General features: G+C 67.0%; 19 protein-coding genes. 7 read left to right on the forward strand and 12 right to left on the reverse strand.

Going from position 1 to position 18,543, the window contains the following annotated elements:
* Positions 1-138: 138 nt before the first annotated feature.
* Positions 139-945, reverse strand: coding sequence for a sulfite exporter TauE/SafE family protein (locus BM43_RS11715; protein WP_013691283.1), 807 nt, complete (start codon positions 943-945; stop codon positions 139-141).
* A gap of 793 nt (positions 946-1,738) precedes the next feature.
* Here BM43_RS11715 and BM43_RS11720 point away from each other — a divergent pair.
* A complete protein-coding gene (locus tag BM43_RS11720) occupies positions 1,739-2,842 on the forward strand; it encodes an SAM-dependent methyltransferase (protein ID WP_013691284.1) in 1,104 nt (367 codons plus the stop codon).
* A gap of 116 nt (positions 2,843-2,958) precedes the next feature.
* Here the strand turns inward: BM43_RS11720 and BM43_RS11725 are convergent, their stop codons facing one another.
* From BM43_RS11725 to BM43_RS11745, 5 genes are all read right to left on the reverse strand, one after another.
* Complete coding sequence (locus BM43_RS11725) at positions 2,959-4,380, reverse strand: purine-cytosine permease family protein (RefSeq protein ID WP_088555590.1); 1,422 nt, start codon at positions 4,378-4,380, stop codon at positions 2,959-2,961.
* A gap of 492 nt (positions 4,381-4,872) precedes the next feature.
* The gene (locus BM43_RS11730; RefSeq protein WP_036055468.1) at positions 4,873-5,214 is read right to left on the reverse strand and encodes a hypothetical protein; all 342 of its coding nucleotides are present in this window, start codon (positions 5,212-5,214) and stop codon (positions 4,873-4,875) included.
* Positions 5,211-5,549, reverse strand: coding sequence for a phage holin family protein (locus BM43_RS11735; protein ID WP_226284759.1), 339 nt, complete (start codon positions 5,547-5,549; stop codon positions 5,211-5,213). Before BM43_RS11735 ends, BM43_RS11730 begins: the two co-directional genes overlap by 4 nt.
* 88 nt (positions 5,550-5,637) lie before the next feature.
* A complete protein-coding gene (locus tag BM43_RS11740) occupies positions 5,638-6,630 on the reverse strand; it encodes a YrzE family protein (RefSeq protein WP_042284019.1) in 993 nt (330 codons plus the stop codon).
* Between the two features lie 130 nt (positions 6,631-6,760).
* Positions 6,761-7,009 carry a CsbD family protein gene (locus BM43_RS11745; protein WP_013691289.1) on the reverse strand — a complete coding sequence of 83 codons (249 nt, stop codon included), beginning with the start codon at positions 7,007-7,009 and terminating at the stop codon, positions 6,761-6,763.
* A gap of 461 nt (positions 7,010-7,470) precedes the next feature.
* On the opposite strand from BM43_RS11745, the gene BM43_RS11750 reads away from it, so the two are divergent.
* The 3 genes from BM43_RS11750 to BM43_RS11760 all read left to right on the forward strand — a co-directional run bounded on the left by BM43_RS11750 (position 7,471) and on the right by BM43_RS11760 (position 10,682).
* Positions 7,471-9,000 (forward strand): helix-turn-helix transcriptional regulator, encoded by a 1,530-nt coding sequence (locus BM43_RS11750; RefSeq protein ID WP_036055466.1) that lies wholly within the window; start codon positions 7,471-7,473, stop codon positions 8,998-9,000.
* A gap of 55 nt (positions 9,001-9,055) precedes the next feature.
* Positions 9,056-9,619, forward strand: coding sequence for a lipocalin family protein (locus tag BM43_RS11755; RefSeq protein WP_036055465.1), 564 nt, complete (start codon positions 9,056-9,058; stop codon positions 9,617-9,619).
* A 139-nt stretch (positions 9,620-9,758) separates the two neighbouring features.
* Entirely contained in the window at positions 9,759-10,682 is a 924-nt protein-coding gene (locus BM43_RS11760) for a LysR family transcriptional regulator (protein ID WP_036055464.1), read from the forward strand.
* An 82-nt stretch (positions 10,683-10,764) separates the two neighbouring features.
* Here BM43_RS11760 and BM43_RS11765 read toward each other — a convergent pair whose 3' ends face one another.
* Positions 10,765-11,421, reverse strand: a complete 657-nt coding sequence (locus BM43_RS11765; protein WP_080741976.1) for an aldehyde dehydrogenase family protein — start codon at positions 11,419-11,421, stop codon at positions 10,765-10,767.
* A 177-nt stretch (positions 11,422-11,598) separates the two neighbouring features.
* On the opposite strand from BM43_RS11765, the gene BM43_RS11770 reads away from it, so the two are divergent.
* Positions 11,599-12,378, forward strand: coding sequence for an MBL fold metallo-hydrolase (locus BM43_RS11770; RefSeq protein ID WP_036055463.1), 780 nt, complete (start codon positions 11,599-11,601; stop codon positions 12,376-12,378).
* Between the two features lie 48 nt (positions 12,379-12,426).
* The gene (locus BM43_RS11775) at positions 12,427-13,167 is read left to right on the forward strand and encodes an SDR family oxidoreductase (RefSeq protein ID WP_036055462.1); all 741 of its coding nucleotides are present in this window, start codon (positions 12,427-12,429) and stop codon (positions 13,165-13,167) included.
* A gap of 108 nt (positions 13,168-13,275) precedes the next feature.
* Here the strand turns inward: BM43_RS11775 and argE are convergent, their stop codons facing one another.
* The 5 genes from argE to BM43_RS11800 all read right to left on the reverse strand — a co-directional run bounded on the left by argE (position 13,276) and on the right by BM43_RS11800 (position 17,463).
* On the reverse strand, positions 13,276-14,472 hold the full coding sequence (argE, locus tag BM43_RS11780; RefSeq protein ID WP_230676403.1) for an acetylornithine deacetylase: 1,197 nt from the start codon (positions 14,470-14,472) through the stop codon (positions 13,276-13,278).
* Positions 14,465-15,142 carry a DUF1028 domain-containing protein gene (locus BM43_RS11785; protein ID WP_036055461.1) on the reverse strand — a complete coding sequence of 226 codons (678 nt, stop codon included), beginning with the start codon at positions 15,140-15,142 and terminating at the stop codon, positions 14,465-14,467. Before BM43_RS11785 ends, argE begins: the two co-directional genes overlap by 8 nt.
* A 20-nt stretch (positions 15,143-15,162) precedes the next feature.
* Positions 15,163-15,600, reverse strand: coding sequence for a RidA family protein (locus tag BM43_RS11790; RefSeq protein ID WP_013691298.1), 438 nt, complete (start codon positions 15,598-15,600; stop codon positions 15,163-15,165).
* Positions 15,601-15,688: 88 nt separating this feature from the next.
* Entirely contained in the window at positions 15,689-16,123 is a 435-nt protein-coding gene (locus BM43_RS11795; RefSeq protein WP_036055460.1) for a RidA family protein, read from the reverse strand.
* Entirely contained in the window at positions 16,123-17,463 is a 1,341-nt protein-coding gene (locus BM43_RS11800) for a flavin-containing monooxygenase (RefSeq protein WP_036055459.1), read from the reverse strand. Before BM43_RS11800 ends, BM43_RS11795 begins: the two co-directional genes overlap by 1 nt.
* Positions 17,464-17,720: 257 nt before the next feature.
* Here BM43_RS11800 and BM43_RS11805 point away from each other — a divergent pair, with 257 nt between their 5' ends.
* Positions 17,721-18,536: a hypothetical protein gene (locus tag BM43_RS11805; RefSeq protein WP_230676402.1), complete on the forward strand. Its 816-nt coding sequence runs from the start codon at positions 17,721-17,723 to the stop codon at positions 18,534-18,536.
* The last annotated feature ends 7 nt before the right edge of the window (positions 18,537-18,543 follow it).

Here is an 18,543-nt window from a genome sequence, read left to right on the forward strand (position 1 = left end):
GTTTGAATTGTGATGGTTCCTGCTTCGAACCCCGGGCCGTGCCTTCAACCTCGACCGTCCCACGGTTCCCCCGTGGGACGGCATGATACAGCGGCGGCGCTCGCTTGGCCCAAGCCGGCACGCGCCCGCCGCCCGCCCTCAGGCGCCGAACGCCGCCTTGGCCAGCAAGCCGGCCGCCACCAGCGTCAGCACCACGGCGAAACCCGTCTGCACATGGCGCGCCGCGAGCCGCCGCGAAGCCAGGCGCCCCGCCACCATTCCGGCCGCCGTGGTCGCGCTGAACCAGAGCGCCACCTCCACCGGCACCGGCGTGCCATGCGCGATCGTCGAGGCGATGCCGCCCGTGCCCACCAGCGCGATCACCATCAGCGAGGTGGCGACCACGCCGTGCATCGGCACGTCGGTCAGCTTGCGCAGCATCGGCACGATGATGAAGCCGCCGCCCACGCCGAGCAGGCCCGTCATCAGGCCGGTGACGGCGCCGGTGCCCGCCAGCGCGGCGGCGGTGGCCGGCGTCCAGGCCAGGCGCCCGGTGTCGGGGTTCATATGGCCGACGCACAGCGGCGAATGATCGACCGCCTCGGCGCGGCCGGCGCGCACCTGCCGCCAGAGCCGCGCCGCCACCACCAGCATCACCACCGCGAACAGCGCCAGCAGCAGCCGCTGGGGCAGCGCCTGCGCCGCGCGCACGCCCAGCGAGGTGGCCGGCACGCCGGCGGCGGCCATCAGCAGCGCCGCGCGGTAGCGCACCAGCCGGCGCCGGAACGCTTCCAGCGCGCCGATGGCGGCGCTGCCCGCCACCGCGATCAGGGCCACCGGCGTGGCCTGCTGGATGGTCCAGCCGAGCCCGGCCACCAGGGCCGGCACCGCGAGGATGCCGCCGCCCGCGCCGGTCAGGCCGAGCACCGCGCCCACCAGCGCGCCGAGGATCAGGGCGATGGTCATCCGCGCCCTCCCGCCAGGGAATCGGATGCAGCGGCTGGAAAGCGGGATCGGCCTGGCGACAAGCCGGGGAGACGAGAAAGGATGGAACGATCGGGCAAGACGGACCTCGGGGAATCGATCGCCCGCGCTGACGCGGGCACATGAACTGCGCTCCCCTACACAAGTCGCGTGCCAGATGTGCCGCGCCGCCCGGGCCTGTCGCAAGCCCTTGATTTTGTTAATCGCGCCGGGCCGCGCCGGCGCGGCCGCCGGGCGAAAACCGCCAGCCGGGCCGCATCGTGGCAGTCGATGGCAGTGCTGGCAGTCGCGCCGGCCGAGGCCTCCCGGCGCCTGTCGGCGTTTCACCGCGCTCAACGCCGCGCGCGAATCCTGTCGTTTCTGGCTGGGCATTCCCCCGTATTGACCTGCGGCCCGACTTAATGAAAATGGAAGCATTCATCCGCCAGGAGAGGCGATGCGTAGCGTTTTCATTTCCCACGATGCAAACCGCGCGACGAGCACGCCGATGGCGTGCGGCCTGTCTCCGACCTGTCCCTCCTTGCCCTTCCCCGCGTTTGCCGCGGTCGATTTTTTTTCGCACCGCAACCTGAGTGCTCCTGACGATCGACGCGGGCCGCCCACGGCGGCGCTGTCGCGTCATGCTGCAAACGCACGTAACCGCATCTTCGCCGCCCCGGCGATGCCGATTCGGGGCCAGACATCCGGCGTGCCCGAGAGACGCGCCGGCCTCCTCCATCCCGCGACCGCCGCCGGCGGCCGACCATAACGATTCCTACGAACGGAGCCCACGATCATGACTGCGACCACCTTCGACTCGAAGTCCGTCACCGACACCGATGGCTGGTTCATCCGCTATTGCGAGCGCGGGCGAATCTCCGACTCGGTGATCCGCGGCGGCATCAGCGCGCTGCTGTGGCAGAAGCTGCGCGCCGAGCACGTCGACGACGACGTGGCGCGCATCGACGCGCTGAACGCCTTCGTCGAGGAACTGAACCGCGCCCCGCTGATCGCCGACGCGCAGACCACCAGCCGCGAACTGCACGACATGCCGGCCAGCTTCTTCGAGGCCTATCTGGGCCCGCGCATGAAGCAGTCCTGCTGCTACTTCCCGCAGGGCGAGGACACGCTCGCGCATGCCGAGGACGCGATGCTCGAGTTGTATGGCGAGCGCGCCGAGCTGGTGGACGGCCAGCGCATCCTCGATATCGGCTGCGGCTGGGGCGCGCAATCGCTGTGGCTGGCCGAGCGCTATCGCCAGTCGCAGGTGGTCGGGCTCACCAACTCGGCGCGGCAACGCGAATTCATCGAGCAGCGCGCCGCCGCGCGCGGCATCACCAACCTGAAGATCGTCATCGGGGACGTGGCCACCTATGAATTCGCCGCCGGCGACGCCGGCTTCGACCGCGTGCTGTCGATCGAGAACTTCGAGCACATGAAGAACTATCGCGCGCTGCTCGCGAAGATCTCGCACTGGATGAGCGACGACGGCAAGCTGTTCGTACACCTGTTCGCGCACCGCCTGATCGCGTATCACTTCACGGCGCAGGACGGCAACGACTGGATGTCGCGACACTTCTTCGGCGGCGGCACCATGCCCTCGGCCGACCTGCTGCTGCGCTTCCAGGATCACCTGCGCGTCGAGAAGCAATGGTGGCTCGACGGCACGCACTACCAGCGCACCGCCAACCACTGGCTGGCCTCGCTCGACGCGGCCCACGAGCAGGTGCTGCCGATCCTGCGCGAGACCTTTGGCGAGGACGACGCGCCGATCGTGTTCCAGCGCTGGCGCATGTTCTACATGGCGGTGGCCGGGCTGTTCGGTTATCGGCACGGCCGCGAATGGGGCGTCGCGCACTACCTGTTCGACAAGCGTTCGGCCAGCGGCGCGCAGGCCTGAGCCGGCCCGCATCGCCCCTACAACGACAAAGCCGCGTGGGCCTTTCGGTCCACGCGGCTTTGTCATTGCGGGCCCGTGCATCGTGCACGGGCCCTTCCTCTTTAACGCGTCCTCGCTCAGCGCGCGGCGCCGGCGGTTGCCCGCGCATCGGCCTGGCGGCGGCGATACGCCGTGTCGCGCGTGGCCAGCCAGTAGTACAGCGGCGAGGTCAGCACCAGCCCGATCACCCAGGACAGGTCCGCGCCGTCCAGGTAACCCGGCACCGGGCCCGCGTACATCGGCGTGTTCATGAACGGGATCTGCACCAGGATGCCCACCGCGTAGGCGATCAGCGCCTGCGGGTTGAAGCGGCCGTAGATGCCGCCGTCCACGCGGAAGATCGACTGGATGTCGTAGTCGCCCTTGTGGATCACGTAGAAGTCGATCAGGTTGATCGCCGTCCAGGGCACCAGCACCACCAGCAGCGCGAGCACCAGGTCCACCAGGCTCGACACGAAGTTGGTCGACACGCCGATCGCGAAGTAGCAGCAGGCGGCCAGGATCACGATCGAGAACACGGCGCGCGCGCGGGCGGTGGGAATCCAGCGCCAGGCGAAGGTCTGGATCGAGGTGATCGAGGACAGCACCGCGCCGTACAGGTTCAGCGCGTTGTGGCTGATCACGCTGAGCAGGAACAGCACCAGCATCAGCGAACCGAACGGGCCGGTGGCCTGCTTGACGGCGTCCATCGTGTCGACGCCCGGCGCCACGGCCAGCACCGCGACCGCGCCGAACACGAAGGCCAGCGACGAGCCGATGGTGCAGCCCAGGTAGGTGGCCCAGAAGGTCGAGGACACCTTCACGTCGGCCGGCAGGTAGCGCGAATAGTCGGAGACGTAGGGGGCGAAGGCGATCTGCCAGAGCGCCGAGAGCGACACGGTGGCCAGCCAGCCGGCGAAGTTGAAGCCGCCGCGCGTCAGGAAATCGGCGGTGCCGACGTGCGTGAAGATGTACCAGAAGCCCACCACTATGCCGATGCCCAGCACCCAGGTGCCGATCCGGTTGAGGATGTGGATGAAGCGATAGCCGATGATGCCGATCAGGCCCGAGCCCAGCGCGCCGATCACGATGCCCACCGGCAGCGGCACCGCCGAGGAGATGCCGTGCAGCGACTTGCCGGCCAGCACGATGTTCGAGGCGAAGAAGCCGACGTACATCACGCCTGCGATCACGGTGACCAGCAGCGCGCCCCAGGAGCCGAACTGCGCGCGGCTCTGGATCATCTGCGGGATGCCCATCTGCGGGCCCTGCGCCGAGTGCAGCGCCATCAGCACGCCGCCCACCGCCTGGCCGACGATGATCGCGACGATGCCCCACAACAGGTTCAGGTGGAAGATCTGCACGCCGAGCGCGCCGGTCACGATCGGCAGCGGCGCGATATTGCCGCCGAACCAGAGCGTGAACAGGTCGCGCACCTTGCCGTGGCGGTCCTCGGGCGGCACGTAGCCGATCGTGTGTTTCTCAATCAACGGGGACGCATTGCGCTCCGGGGTGCTCACGATGGTGTCTCCTTGCGTGCGCGGGCAACCGCGCTGGTCCGGTCCAGGGCTCGCCCGGACCCCTGCGATCATCAGCCGGCATCGCTGCCGCCACCCTGCCCCGAATCCGTTCCTGTTTCGATATCCGAATCAATTTCGAATGCGCGGCGAGCTTGGCGCCGGTGCCGCGGCAAGCCCTTCCGGGCCGGCCCGCTTTGATGTGAGGCAAATTTAGCGAAGCCGAAAAGAAATGAGAAATATCGTTTTAGTGTGTCTTGCAAAGCTTTTTGCTATGTCCGGAAGTGAAACAGTTCCGGCACGAAAGCGGTGCGCGCATGCACCGATTCGGGGGCGGGGCGGGAGGGGATGGAGACGGGAGCGGAACCTCTCCCAGATACGGTTTTGGCGATTTCGAGCCGGTTTTCGCGGATTTCCGCTGGAAAACACGGCTCGAATCATCGATATCGAATCGACGACGCAACAGTCTTACATTTCGTCAGGAGGCGGATGTCGTCAGTCGCGGCTTGATTCGCGCCCCCGTCGCCCGGCCAGCGCATCACGCATGATGCGCTCGATCGCGCCGCTCAGCCCGGCGCGCATGGCGAGCCGCAGCAGGCGCCCCGGACGCAGCACCAGCGCGCCGGCGAGCAGGACGGCAACGGTCGCCACGGCCGCGCCGTCGATGCCGGAGCGCCTGACGACGGGGCTCGCGGTGCGACCGCCCGGCGGCAGGCGCCGCGCGGCGGCGATCTTGTCGTTGGCTTGCAGGAGGCTGGCGCGGGATCGCGCCATGTCGACGAGCAGGGCCTCGCGACGGGCCAGCGGACGGCTTTCGGAATCGGATCGGGATGTCATCGCAGGCTCTCCCGAATCGCCTCGATGTCGCGCTGCCAGGTGTCCTGGAGCGCCTGGAAGGTGCCGGCCGCATCGCGCCGGCGCACCGCCACGAACGCGCCCAGGCCCACCAGCACCCAGAAGCCGGCCACCGCCCAGGTGGTTTCGATCAGATAGGGCGTGCTCGCCGCGCTCACGATCACGGCCACGCAGACGAAGGCCAGCCCGAACATCGCGCTGAGCCCCAGCAGCGAATAAAGCATCAGGTCGCGCAGGAGCCGCTGCCGGGCGATCTCCAGTTCGACGGCCGCGAGGTTCGCGTAGTCGCTCAGGCGCGACGCGGAGAATCGCGCCACGTTCTGCCATTTCCTCAAGCTGGAAAACATCGACTCCCTCCCTGATGAAGTCGCCCGCCGGCAACGTCCGCCGGCGGGCGGGTCAGCGTCAGACGCGGGCCGCTTCCCGATCCGGATTGCTGCGGCATCCGGCGAAACCGGCCAGCCCCGAGACGATCATACCCAGCAGCAGCAGCGCCGCCCCGGCCCAGGCCGCCTGGCTGACCTTCCTGGCCGCGACCTCGCCGGCCTCGCGGGCCCGCTGCTCGGCCTGCTGCTTCAAGGCCTGGTATTTCGCGACCGCCTGGTCATAGGCCTGCACGTAATTGTCGGCGATCTGCTCGGCTTGCGCCCGGCTCTTCCCGGTGCGCGCCATGATCAGGTTGACGAGCGCGGTCTTGTCGGCGGCATTCAAGGCCGGATTGGCACGCTGCCGCAGGCTGGCGAACCAGGCGCTCAATTCGTCGGGGGCCTGCTGCGGATTGGCCGCGGCATCGCTGGCCGCCGCCTTGCCGTCGTTCATCGCCTCGCGGGCGCCCTGCTTCAGGTTCGACGGGTCGAGCTCCGGCTTGCCGGTCTGGCGCAGCAGGGTATCCAGGCGGCCCTGCCAGTTCGCGAAATCGAACGAATCGCCGTTCTTGTGCAAGGCACCGGCCACCCCCGAGGCCAGCCCCGGCGCGGCAGCCGCCACGCCCTGCCCGGCCAGCGACAGGCCTGCCTTCGCCAGGCCCGAGGCCGCGCCGATCGCGCTGCCGGCCAGGCCCGCGAGCAGGTAGACCGTGACCAGGATCGAGACCGATCCGCTGAGCACCCCGTGCAGGGCGCCGCGCCGGATCGCCGAGCGGCCGGCGAAGAACGCGCCCACCGCCAGCGAGATCAGGGTGGACACACCCAGCCAGATGCCGGCGCCGGTACCGAAGCCGGCGAACGGATCGCGCTGGCCGAGCGGGTCGAAGCTGCCGGCGCCCAGCGCCGTGCCCAGCACCCCCAGAAACAGATAGGTCATCGAGGCCAGCAGCACCCCGGCGAACACGGCGCCCCAGGAAATTCGCGTCGCGGAGACGGCGACCACGGGGTCGCCCGGCGAGAGATATCGGCTCATGTCAGTTCCTTGCTTGTTATCGATGTTCCTCCCCGGCATCGTGGCCGGGAGCTGTGCGGACAGACTGCAACGGCGGTCGGACCATTGCGCGGCCGCCGGGTCATGCCCGGGGGCTCGCGCAGGCGGCGCGTCAGCGGCGCGACCAGAGTGCGCCGATCACGAAGCTCAGGGCGGCCACCGTCGCCAGCGCGGCGAGCGGCTGGCTGGCAGTCACGTCGCGCAACTGGTCGAGCGCGCCGCCATAGGACTCCTGCATCCGGCCCGCGACCTGGCGCGCGCGTCCCTCGAATTGCGTGCCGCGATCGCCGATCACGTCGCCGACCGCTTCCTGGACCTTGCCGGCGAGGTTTTGGGCACGGCCTTCGGTCTTTTCGAACATGGTGTCTCTCCTGGTCAAGATGAACGACCCGCCGGTCGTCGGCATGGATGCCCCTGGCCGGCTTGCGAGACCGACGGGCGCGGGGCGCGTGCCCCGCTCGGTCGCGCCGGCCGGCATGGGCCGGATCGCGAATCCGATGCCGGCCACTTTAGCGAGGCACGGATCGGCCCGTCTCCGTAGAAATTGACCAGTTGGACTAGTATGTTTGGCCTATCCAGCCTGCCTCGCGCGAGGCAGGCTGGAACGCCTGCCAGCCGGCCAGAGCACCGTGTTTCGGGCGTGTCCGGGGCGCGCGGCCGCCTGCCTGGTGACGCCACGGTATGAATGCACTACCCCACCCGGTGCATCCGTCCCTTGCATGGCGACCGCCCGCCGGCGAAGATTCCGCAGGCACGCCGCCGCCCGGGCAACCCGCCCGAGCCACGCCGGAACGACCCGGCACGTCATCCGGAACACCAGCCATGAACGAAGCCGTTAACGAAGAGCAGGCGCTCAAATCGCATACCGACCGGCGCCAGTTGCACCAGATCATCGCCGGGCTCACCGAGGGCGTGATCCTGGTCGAGCCGGACCAGCGCATCGTCTGGGCCAACGACGCCGCGCTGGAGATGCACGGGGTACACACGCTCGACGAACTCGGCGCGAACGTCACCGAATACCGCGAGCGCTTCCGGCTGCGCTACCGGAACAATCATCCGGTGCAAGCAGGCCATTACCCGATGGACCGCGTGATCTCCGGCGAGGAATTCAGCGACGTGACCGTGGAAGTGTTCCGCGCCGACGACGAGGAGCAGAGCTGGGTGCACCGGATCCGCAGCCTGGTGCTGACCAACTCGGCGGGCGAGCCCGATTGCCTCGCGCTGGTGCTGCACGACGCCACCGAGCTGGCCAGCGCGGAGCAGCGCTTCGAGCGGACCTTCAACGCGAATCCGGCGCCCGCCGTGATCTGCCGGCTCAGCGACATCCGCTACGTCAAGGTCAACCAGGGTTTTCTCGACATGACGGGCTACCAGCGCGACGACGTGCTCGATCGCACCGTCTACGAGGTCGACGTGCTGGAGAACGCCGAGCGCCGCGAACTGGCGATCGAGCGCCTCGGCGAGGGTGCGACCATCCCGCAGATGGAAGCCGTGCTCAAGCTGCCGCAAGGCGGCACCAAGGCGGTGGTGGTGGCCGGGCAGCCGATCGACATCGGCGAGGAGCCCTGCATGCTGTTCACCTTCATGGACCTCGAACCACGCAAGCAGGCCGAGCACGCCTTGCGGCAGAGCGAGGAGCGCTTCGCCAAGGCGTTCCGCGTCGCGCCCGTGGCCACCGCGATCGTCACCGCCGAGCGCTTCGAGATGCTCGACGTGAACGACGCCTTCATCGCGCTGACCGGTTATCCGCTCGACGAGATCCGCGGCAAGTCGGTCTCGAGCATCGGCCTGTGGGTGGACGTGGACGCCTTCGGGCATGCCGCCGCCCTGCTCACGCGCGACAGCCGGCTGCTGAACGTCGACATCCAGATCCGCAGCCATGACGGCGAGGTGCGCGACTGCCTGATCTCCGCCGATTCGGTCAGCATCCACGATCAGGACTGCATCCTGTTCGCCCTGCTCGACATCAGCGATCGCAAGCGCAGCGAGACGGAAATGGTGCTGGCCATCGAGACGGCGATGCAGGACGCGTCCTGGTTCAGCCGCATGCTGATCGAGAAGCTCGCCAACGTGCGCCGCACCAACTCGCCCGATGCCGGCGCCCAGTTGTCGGACCTGACGGGGCGCGAGCGCGAGGTGTTCGACCTGCTGTGCCGCGGCCTGGCCGACAAGGAGATCGCAATCAAGCTGAATTTGTCGCCCAATACGGTGCGCAACCACGTGGCGACGATCTACGGCAAGCTGGACGTGCACAGCCGAACGGAAGCCATCGTCTGGGCGCGCGAGCGGGGCTTCTTCGGGGACGGCGAGGCGCCGCCGGCGCGCGGTGCACGGGCCAAGCCCGGCGCCTGAGCGCGGCAGGCTTCGCGCCCTTGCCTCGGTATTCCCCTTTTCCCCTGGAGCACACATGAAAGCTGGAATTCTCGGTACTTATGGAAGCTGGGCTCTTTTCATCGCGGCCGTCGCGGTGCTGGCCGGATGCGCCGCGCTCGCCGGCGGCCCCAAGGGCAACGCGAAGGTGCCCGAGCCAGCCAAGGAAGTCGAACTCGAGCGCTACCTGGGGCGCTGGTTCGAGCTGGCGCGCTACGAGAACCGTTTCGAGCGCGGCTGCGAAGGCGTCACCGCCGACTATTCGCTGCGGGCCGACGGCCTGATCGAGGTGCGCAACGCCTGCCGGCAAGGCGCGCCCGACGGGCCGGCGCGCGAATCGCTGGGCCGTGCCAAGCGGGTTCCCGACAGCCGGGGCGCGAAGCTGAAAGTGTCGTTCTGGGGACCGTTCTACGTCGGCAACTACTGGGTGCTCGATCACGCCGACGACTACACCTGGTCGATCGTCGGCGAACCTTCGGGCCGCTTCCTCTGGATCCTGACGCGCGAGGCGCGTCCTTCGGCCCAGCTCCGGCGCATGCTGTTCGAGCGCGCCGCCGCCCTGGGCTACGACACCTCGCGGCTGCGGCCGACCGCCCAGTAGCCTCGCCGGGCCCAGGCGGCGACGCCAGGAAATAAAAATTATGTTCGCGGGATAGGATAAATATCGGCTGGCGGCCCGCACGCGGGCGCCCGTCATGCGGTAAGGTGCCGACTGGATCGGCGCAGCAGCAGGGGTACCCGTGGCCTTCTATACACTGAGACAACTGAAGTATTTCGTGACGACGGTCGAGGCCGGCAGCGTGGCCGAGGCCTCGCGCCAGCTCTTCATCGCCCAGCCCTCGATCTCGAACGCGATCAAGGGCCTGGAGGAGAGCTTCGGCGTGAAGCTCTTCATCCGCCACCATGCGCAGGGCGTGTCGCTCACGCCGAGCGGCACGCGCTTCTATCGCAAGGCCCAGGAACTGCTGCGCATGGCGCACGAGTTCGAGCAGAACGCGCTGGCCGACAACGACGTGGTGACGGGGCAGATCGACATCGGCTGCTTCGAGACCGTGGCGCCCCTGTACCTGCCGCAACTGATCGCGGGCTTTCGCGAGCTGTACCCCGGCGTCAACATCCGGATCCGCGACGGCGAGCAGCAGGAGCTGGTGCAAGGGCTCACCGCCGGCACCTTCGATGTCGCCTTCCTCTACGACCACGAACTCGACGGCACCATCGAGACCGAGCCGCTGATGCCGGCGCAGAAGCCCTATGTGCTGCTGCCCGAGAATCATCGCTTCGCCGGGCAGTCGCAGGTGTCGCTGCGCGACCTCAGCGTCGAGCCGATGATCCTGCTCGACGTGCAGCCGAGCCGTACCTACTTCGTGAGCCTGTTCCATGCGCTCGGCCTCACGCCCAACATCGTGTTCGGCTCGCCCTCGATCGAGATGGTGCGCGGCATGGTCGGCCAGGGCTTCGGCTTCTCGCTGCTGGTCACGCGCCCGCATTCGGAATGCACCTACGACGGCAAGAAGGTGGTGACGATCGACATCAGCGAACCGGTGGCGCGCTCGGGGCTGGTGAGCGCGCGTCTCAAGCGCGGACAGTTGACCAAGCCGGCGCAGTTGTTCGTGGATTTCTGCCGGGAAAGGTTGACGGAGTTGAGTTCGGTGTCGCGGGGGTGAGGGCGCGGTAACAAGTGCGGCACCGGCGTCGACCAGCTCGACGTGCAGCGACAAGCCATGGTATCCGGCGCCGCCGCCATTGTCAGGCCGCCTTGCCGACAAGGACCAACTTGTGGTTGATGAACTCCCTGATTCCGAGTTCGGACAGTTCTCGACCATAGCCGGAGCGCTTCACGCCGCCAAAGGGCAGCTCGGGCGCGGAGCTCGTCATCGTGTTGATCCACACCGCGCCGGTTTCGATCCGCGCTCCCACCCGTTTCGCGCGATCGATGTCGGTCGAGAAGATCGAGCTCGCGAGGCCGTATCGTGAGTCGTTGGCCAGCGCGACCGCTTCCTCGTCGCCATTCACAACGTAGATCTGGGCGACCGGTCCAAAAAATTCTTCGAAATAGGCCGGGTTGTCGCGGCGCACCCCGGTCAGGATCGTCGGCTCATAGAAGGCGCCCGGCCCCGACACGGCGCGACCACCCAGGTGGACGCGAGCGCCGTGTGCGACGGCACGTTCGACCTGGCCGGCGAGATTGTCGCGAGCCGCGATCGACGAAAGCGGCCCGAGCGTCGTCCTTTCATCCATGGGGTCGCCTATCACGACCCGCTCGAACGCCTCGGTGAATTTCGCCAGAAACGCCGGCGCGACCTTTGCATCCACGATGAAGCGTTTGGCGGCCATGCAGGAATGACCAGGCAGCACGGGCCAGAAAAGCGATCGCTTCGAGGCTGCACGAAATCGATCAGCCATTGTTCGAGATTGGGGAATTTCGAAACGACACACCGTTGCTTAGGATGGCATCGAGTCGCGGCGTAGCGACGAACACGATCGCCTGGCGTCACTGCGCAGGACGACTTGCGTTCATCCATCGCGGTTCATCAGGCACGCAGGTGCCGCGCCCTCGAAATCGAGTTGAAGGAGCAACCCATGACAACCACAAACATCACCTTGATCGGCGGCCCGACCGTGGTGATCGAAATCGGCGGATTTCGCCTGCTGACCGATCCGACATTCGATCCCCCGGGGATCTACAACCCCTACAAGGACAAGCCGATCGAATTTCACAAAACCACCGGCCCCGCACTGTCGCCCGAGCAAATCGGTCGAGTCGACGCGATCCTGCTCAGCCACGATCACCACTTCGACAATCTGGACAACGCCGGGCGCGCCATGCTCCCGTCCGTCGAGGTCGCTTACACGACCCAGTCCGGCGAGCAGCGCCTGCAAGGCAACGCTGTCGGCCTCGCCCCGCACGAAACGACCAAGCTGCACGGTCCGGACGGTCAGAGCCTTTACATCACTGGCACCCCGGCCCGCCATGGGCCAGTCGGCATCGAGCCGCTTTCCGGCGATGTCATTGGCTTCCTGATCGGCGAGAACGAACCCGGCGACGCCATCTACGTGACCGGAGACACGGTCTGGTATGAGGGCACGGCCGATATCGCCAAGCGATATTCCCCGAAGCTGGTCATCCTGTTTACCGGCGCCGCCGAACCTCGCGGCCGATTTCAAATGACCATGGACAGCAACGACGCGCTCGCGGCCGCGCATGCGTTTCCGAATGCGTCGATTCTCGCGGTCCACAACGAAGGCTGGCGGCACAACACGGAAAACGCCGACGAACTCGCGGCGGTGTTCCAGGCGCTCGGTGTCGGCACCCGTCTCACCGCGCTCGAGCGCGGCAAGCCCACCCGATTCGAGTGGTGAACGCAGGCAACGCACCGAAACATTTTCCTGATTCCAGCAGAGGTCAACTTGAACGAAGGCATCGAAAACAAAGTCGTCTTGATCATCGGCGGCGCAGGCGGCATCGGCGCGGCGTCGGCACGGCTACTCGCATCCCGGGGCGCCCGCATGGCGATCGCCGACCTGCACGAGGCGCGGCTCGCCGCGGTCGTCGAATCGATCGCCGAGGCCGGCGGGGATGTCAAGGGATATCGCGTCGACGCCACCGACAGGGACCAGGTCAAGACGATGGTCGACTCGGTGGTCGCCGACTTCGGCAGGCTGGACGTGCTGGTGGGCTGCGCCGGCGTCATGTACATCAGGCCGATGGCGGAGTTGAACACCGCCGAGTGGGAGACCACCATCGACCTCAACATCAAGTCGGTACTCTGGGGCATCGCCGCGGCGCTGCCGGTCTTTCAAGCGCAGCAGTCCGGCCATTTCATCAACATGGGATCGGTGGCCGGCGTCAAGGTGTTCTCGCCGGGCGGCGCGGTCCATTCCGGCTCGAAATTCGCGGTCCGAGCCATTTCGGAGGGGCTGAGATCGGAAGTCGGCGAGGCGATTCGCGTGACCACCATCTCGCCGGGCGCGGTGGACAGCGGCATGCAGAACAAAACCACCGGCAGCGAGTCCAGCCGCATCATCGAGCTGTACAGGAAAGCCATTCCCGTCGGCGCGGTGGCGAACGCGATTGCTTACGTGATCGAACAACCGGCCAATGTCGACGTCAACGAGATCGTCATTCGCCCTACTTCGCAGGTGCAATAGGTCGGCCGCTGCGAATTTTGCTGCCGGTCAGCATGCCGCCCAAGCAAGTTTCAGGCGTGGGTCGACCAAGGCAGACGGCCCGCATTTGCATGCGGGCCGTTCGTCGTTTCAGACCGTCGTCAGGTGCTCGACCAAACGGGCCAGCATCGCGTCGCAGCGCTGCAGCTGCTCGAGGCTGACGAACTCGTCGGGTTTGTGCCCCTGGTCCATGCTGCCGGGGCCGCAAACCACGGTCGGGATCCCGGCGCGCTCGAACAGGCCGCCCTCGGTGCCGAACGCCACCGTGCCGAACTCGGTCGAGCCCGACAGCAGCGCCAGCAGTTGCGCGGCCTCGCTGGCCGGCGGGGTCGCCAGCCCCGGATACGCGCTCAGCGGCTGGAAGCGGATATCCGTATCGGGCTGCACCGCCTGCATCCTCGGCAGCAGCTCGGCGTCGGCATAGGCACGCAGATCGTCGGCCACTTCCTGCGCGTCGTAGTCGGGCAGCGCACGCACCTCGAAGTCGAACTCGCATTCGGCCGGCACGATGTTCAGCGCGCGGCCGCCCTTGATCACGCCCGTCTGCACGGTCGAGAACGGCGGATCGAAACGCGCGTCGTGATGCTCGGGCTCGGCCAGGCGACGACCGATCTCGCCGAGCTGGCCGATCAGCCGGGCCGCGTATTCGATCGCGTTGACGCCATACGGCGCATAGGCGGAATGGCAGGCGGCGCCCTTCACGTGGCAGCGCATCGCCAGCTTGCCCTTGTGGCCCAGCACCGGCTTCAGCTCGGTCGGCTCGCCGATCAGGCACAGGCGCGGGCGCGGCTCGCGCCGCTCGAGCTCGGCCAGCATCGGCCGAACGCCGAGGCAACCGACCTCCTCGTCGTACGAGAAGGCCAGATGCACGGGCATCGAGATTTCGTGCGCGCGCTCGACGAAGGCAGGCACGGCCGCCAGCACCGAGGCGAGGAAGCCCTTCATGTCGGCCGTGCCGCGCCCATACAGCTTGCCGTCGTGCTCGCTCATGCGGAACGGCTCGACGCTCCAGGCCTGGCCGTCCACCGGCACCACGTCGGTATGGCCCGACAGCACCACGCCGCCGCGATCGCGCGGGCCGATGGTGGCGAACAGGTTCGCCTTGCTGCGCTCGTCGTTGTAGAACAGCTCGCTCTCGACGCCGAAACTCGTCAGGTAGTCGCGGACAAACTCGATCAGCGCCAGGTTCGAATCGCGGCTGACCGTGGCGAAGCCGATCAGCTTCCCGAGCAGCTCGCGGCTGCCGAGGCGGCCCGCCGCCGCGGGCATGGAGGCGATCTCACTCATCGCCGGGCACGCCATAGCTCGGCGCCGCGGTCGGGTTGATCGCGCGCGTCAGGTAGTCGGCCATCTGCGGCTGGTAGGCCTGCCAGAGGCCGGCGAGCTGGCCGATCGGATCTTCGTCGGCCCAATCCACGCGCAGGTCGATGATCGGCCAGACCACGTCGCCGACCACCTTGAGCGCCGCCGAATGCACCGGGCCGGCCTCGCCGCCCGCGGCCATCGCGGCCTGCATGGCGGCCAGCAGCCGGTCGGCGAGCATGCCGGGCGCCTCCTCGAAGGCCGGCACCATCGCCTCGATCACCTTCTGGTGCGAGAGCAGGTTGCCGGCGGCCACGCACTGCTCGCCCGCCACCGCGTGATAGAGGCCCAGCGATTCCTTGCCGCTGAACAGCGCGGTGCGGCCCTGCCCGTCGATCACCGTCACCTGGCGATACTGGCTCCAGCCGTTCGCCGACAGCGCGCGATCGAGCGCGGCGGCCGGATCGAGCTGGCCGGCCTCGAGCAGGTCGAGGATCTGCGGACCCAGCGCCGGCAGCGTGACGTTCTGCGTGGCCACCGCGCCCACGCCCGCGCGCACCCAGGGGCAGCGCGCGCCCACCGCGATGCTCGACGAGCTGATCGCGATGCCGAGCTGCCCGGTTTCCTGACATCGTCCGACGATCGAGAAAGTCATGTTCGGCTCCTTGGCCTAGTTCAGGCCGGTTGCGGCGTCCAGTTGTCGGGGATCACGGCGATCACGTCGATTTCCATCAGCCATTGCGGCTGGCCCAGGGCACTCACCACCAGCCCCGTCGAGATCGGGAACACGCCCTTGAGCCACTTGCCCACTTCCTGGTAGACCGGCTCGCGATAGCGCGGGTCGATCAGGAAGGTGGTGGTCTTGACGATGTGCGAGAGGTCGCTGCCGGCTTCCTCCAGCAGTTGCTTGACGTTCTTCATGGCCTGCTCGGCCTGCGCGCGCGGGTCGCCCAAGCCCACCAGCTTGCCGTCGAAGTCGGTGCCGACCTGGCCGCGCACGTAGACGGTATTGCCGGCCCGCACGGCCTGGCACAGGTCGTTGTCGAGCGTCTGGTTCGGGTAGGTATCCTTGGTATTGAACATCCGGATACGGGTATGCGTCGGTTGGCTCATGGATGTACCTCGAAATCTTGATTCGGGAAGCCGCGTTGCCGCGGCTTCGTATGGGTTCGCGCTGAGGGGCCGCGCTGAGCGTTCCCGCTCAGGCCGCGGCGGGCGGCGTCCAGCTGTCGGGGATCACCGCGATCACGTCGATCTCCATCAGCCATTGCGGCTGGCCCAGGGCGCTCACCACCAGCCCCGTCGAGATCGGATGCACGCCCTTCAACCACTTGCCCACTTCCTGGTAGACGGGCTCGCGATAGCGCGGGTCGATCAGGTAGGTGGTGGTCTTGACGATGTGCGAGAGATCGCTGCCGGCTTCCTCCAGCAGTTGCTTGACGTTCTTCATCGCCTGCTCGGCCTGCGCCTGCGGATCGCCCAGGCCCACCAGGTTGCCGTCGAAATCGGTGCCGATCTGGCCGCGCACGTAGACGGTGTTGCCGGCTCGCACGGCCTGGCACAGGTCGTTGTCGAGCGTCTGGTTCGGATAGGTATCCTTGGTGTTGAACATCCGGATACGGGTATGCGTCGGCATCAGTTCACTCCCATTTCGCTGGTCTGGTTCCGGGCTTGCGCCTGGCTGGCGGCCGCGTCGGCCGGTTCAGCGGCTTCGCGCTGCGTGCTGTCGCGGTAGTCGAGGTACTTGCGCTGCGTCGCGATGTGATCGGCGACGTGCTTCGCGTCGTGCCAGACGCCCCAGATGAAGCTGGAGCCGCGGCGCGACTGCCACGGCAGGCCGAGGAAATAGATGCCCGGCTCGACCGACACGCCGCGCTGGTGGCGCGGCTTGCCCTTCGCGTCGAAGGCGTCGACCTGCAGCCAGCGGTAGTCGGTGGCGTAGCCGGTGGCCCAGATGATCGAGGTGACGCCGGCCGCGGCGAGATCGAGTTCCAGCCGCGGCTCGCTCAGGCAGGCGGGATCGGCGGGAATCACGCGCGCTTGCGGCTCTTCCGGCAGGTCGAGGCCGTTGCGCTCGATATAGGCATCGGCCTCGTCGAGCAGCGACAGGTAGTTCTCGTCGCCGCGCGCGATGTTGGCGACCAGGTCGTCCTGGAAGGTGACGACATTGCCCTCGAAGGACTTCGTCAGGCCGACCAGGTTCACGCCCTGGTGCGCGAGACGGCGGAAATCGACGGTATGGCCGCCGCGCGCGCCGCTCACGGCGATCGTCACATGCTCGCGGCCCGGCACGGCCGCCTCGGCGTCCCACTTGCCGAGCACGCCGAGCCACCAGCAGAAGTCACGGTTGCGATAGGCGCGCGGCGGTCGATCGTGCGGGCCGACCGACAGGTAGACGTCGCGGCCGGCGCGCTGCAGTTCGTCGGCGATCTGCACGCCCGAGGAGCCGGCGCCCACCACCAGCACGCCGCCCGCCGGCAGTTGCGCCGGGTTGTGGTAGTCGGCCGAGTGGATCTGCGTGAGCGAACTGGTTTGCGGCGCGATCGGCGGAATCACCGGGATCTGGAACGGGCCGGTGGCCACCACCACACGGCTCGCCTCGATGGTGCCGTCGCTGGTCTCGACCGTGAAGCCGGGGCGGCCCACGTTGCGCACCACCTTGGTCACCTCCACGCCGGTGCGGATCGGCGCCTGGAATTTCTTCGCGTAGGCCTCGAAATAGTCGGCCACGCGATCCTTCGACGCGAACGCGTCCGGATCGAGCTCCTCGAATTCGAGCCCGGGGAAGCGGTCGTGCCAGGCCGGGCCGTTCGCCACCAGCGAATCCCAGCGGCCGGTGCGCCAGCGCTCGGCGATCCGGTCGCGCTCAAGCACCAGATGCGGCACGCCGAGCCGGCCCAGATGTTCGCTCATCGCGACGCCGGCCTGCCCGGCGCCCACCACGAGCGTGTCTACGACTGTTTTCCCGACTGTCATCTCGAGTTCCTCTGAAAGCGGTTCAGGCTGTTGTTTCGTTGTCGCCCACGGCATGGCCGCGCGCGCAAAGGCATGAATCGAATTCTGTTCAGAGAAAACGAATAGCGAAATGATGTTTTTTGTGGTCGCTGGCTAGGAAAAAGCTGGTGGGGCGCCGAGGCCCGCCAGGCTTGGGAGAGGCGCGTTAAAAGGTCGCGAAGCTAGGGGTTCCTGACCTGTCTGGTACCGGCAGTGCCGCCCTGGGGCGCATTGTGCGGATGCCTGAGTCACTCCATCAATACGCATCCGAAGCGGCGGACAAGCATGAAAAAAGACCATGCCCTGCCTGGATCGACGGGACGTGTCGTCCGGGCCGCGATGCTTGCCTCCTGCCGCGCCCCATCCTCGGCCTCCGAGCGAACAGGGTGCGCCGGACACGTGATCCGCGTTCCGACGCCATATCGGGATCGCCAATGCGTGAACTGGCAGCGGCTTATGCAAACACGTGCCTCGAGGGCCCAGGAGGCTTCATTTACCCTCTATTCAATCCACTGATCATGCCCGCCATCGAACTCATTCACGATCGTGAAATCTTTACATCATTCTGGCAACGAGCCATTCTGGAAGTCGCATCGTTGCACGGCAAACCTGGCAAGGACGTGCTTTATCTCGATCCTATCGACCTGCAAACACAGAAATTCTTCGAGCTGCTCCGACTTCTGACAACAGCCCAAGGCGCGGACGAATTCGCTGTGATCATTCTCAAACCCGATCCGTTCGGCTATTTTAATTTTCATTTTGGGAAATATCCGGGATTCGTTCATAACAAGCACCACACCGACGATGAATACTTTTCGGTATTGATGGAAAATCCCGGCGACAGCCCGGCCGACGCGATAGGAATCAACTCTTACCAATACGTCGTCATGCCCTTGCACGGGAACTGGATCGTGTTTGGCGACAGGAATTGGGACATCGCGGTTTTCCATGGTCCGCCCGACATCATGAATCTGGCACGAAACTTCTACCCATTCTTCATCAAGCCGCCTGAAGGCTTTCGTATCGAACCTTATTACCATCGCGAGAACGACTGAAGGACTG

The organism is Burkholderia gladioli (genome assembly GCF_000959725.1).
In the GTDB taxonomy this organism is placed as follows: domain Bacteria; phylum Pseudomonadota; class Gammaproteobacteria; order Burkholderiales; family Burkholderiaceae; genus Burkholderia; species Burkholderia gladioli.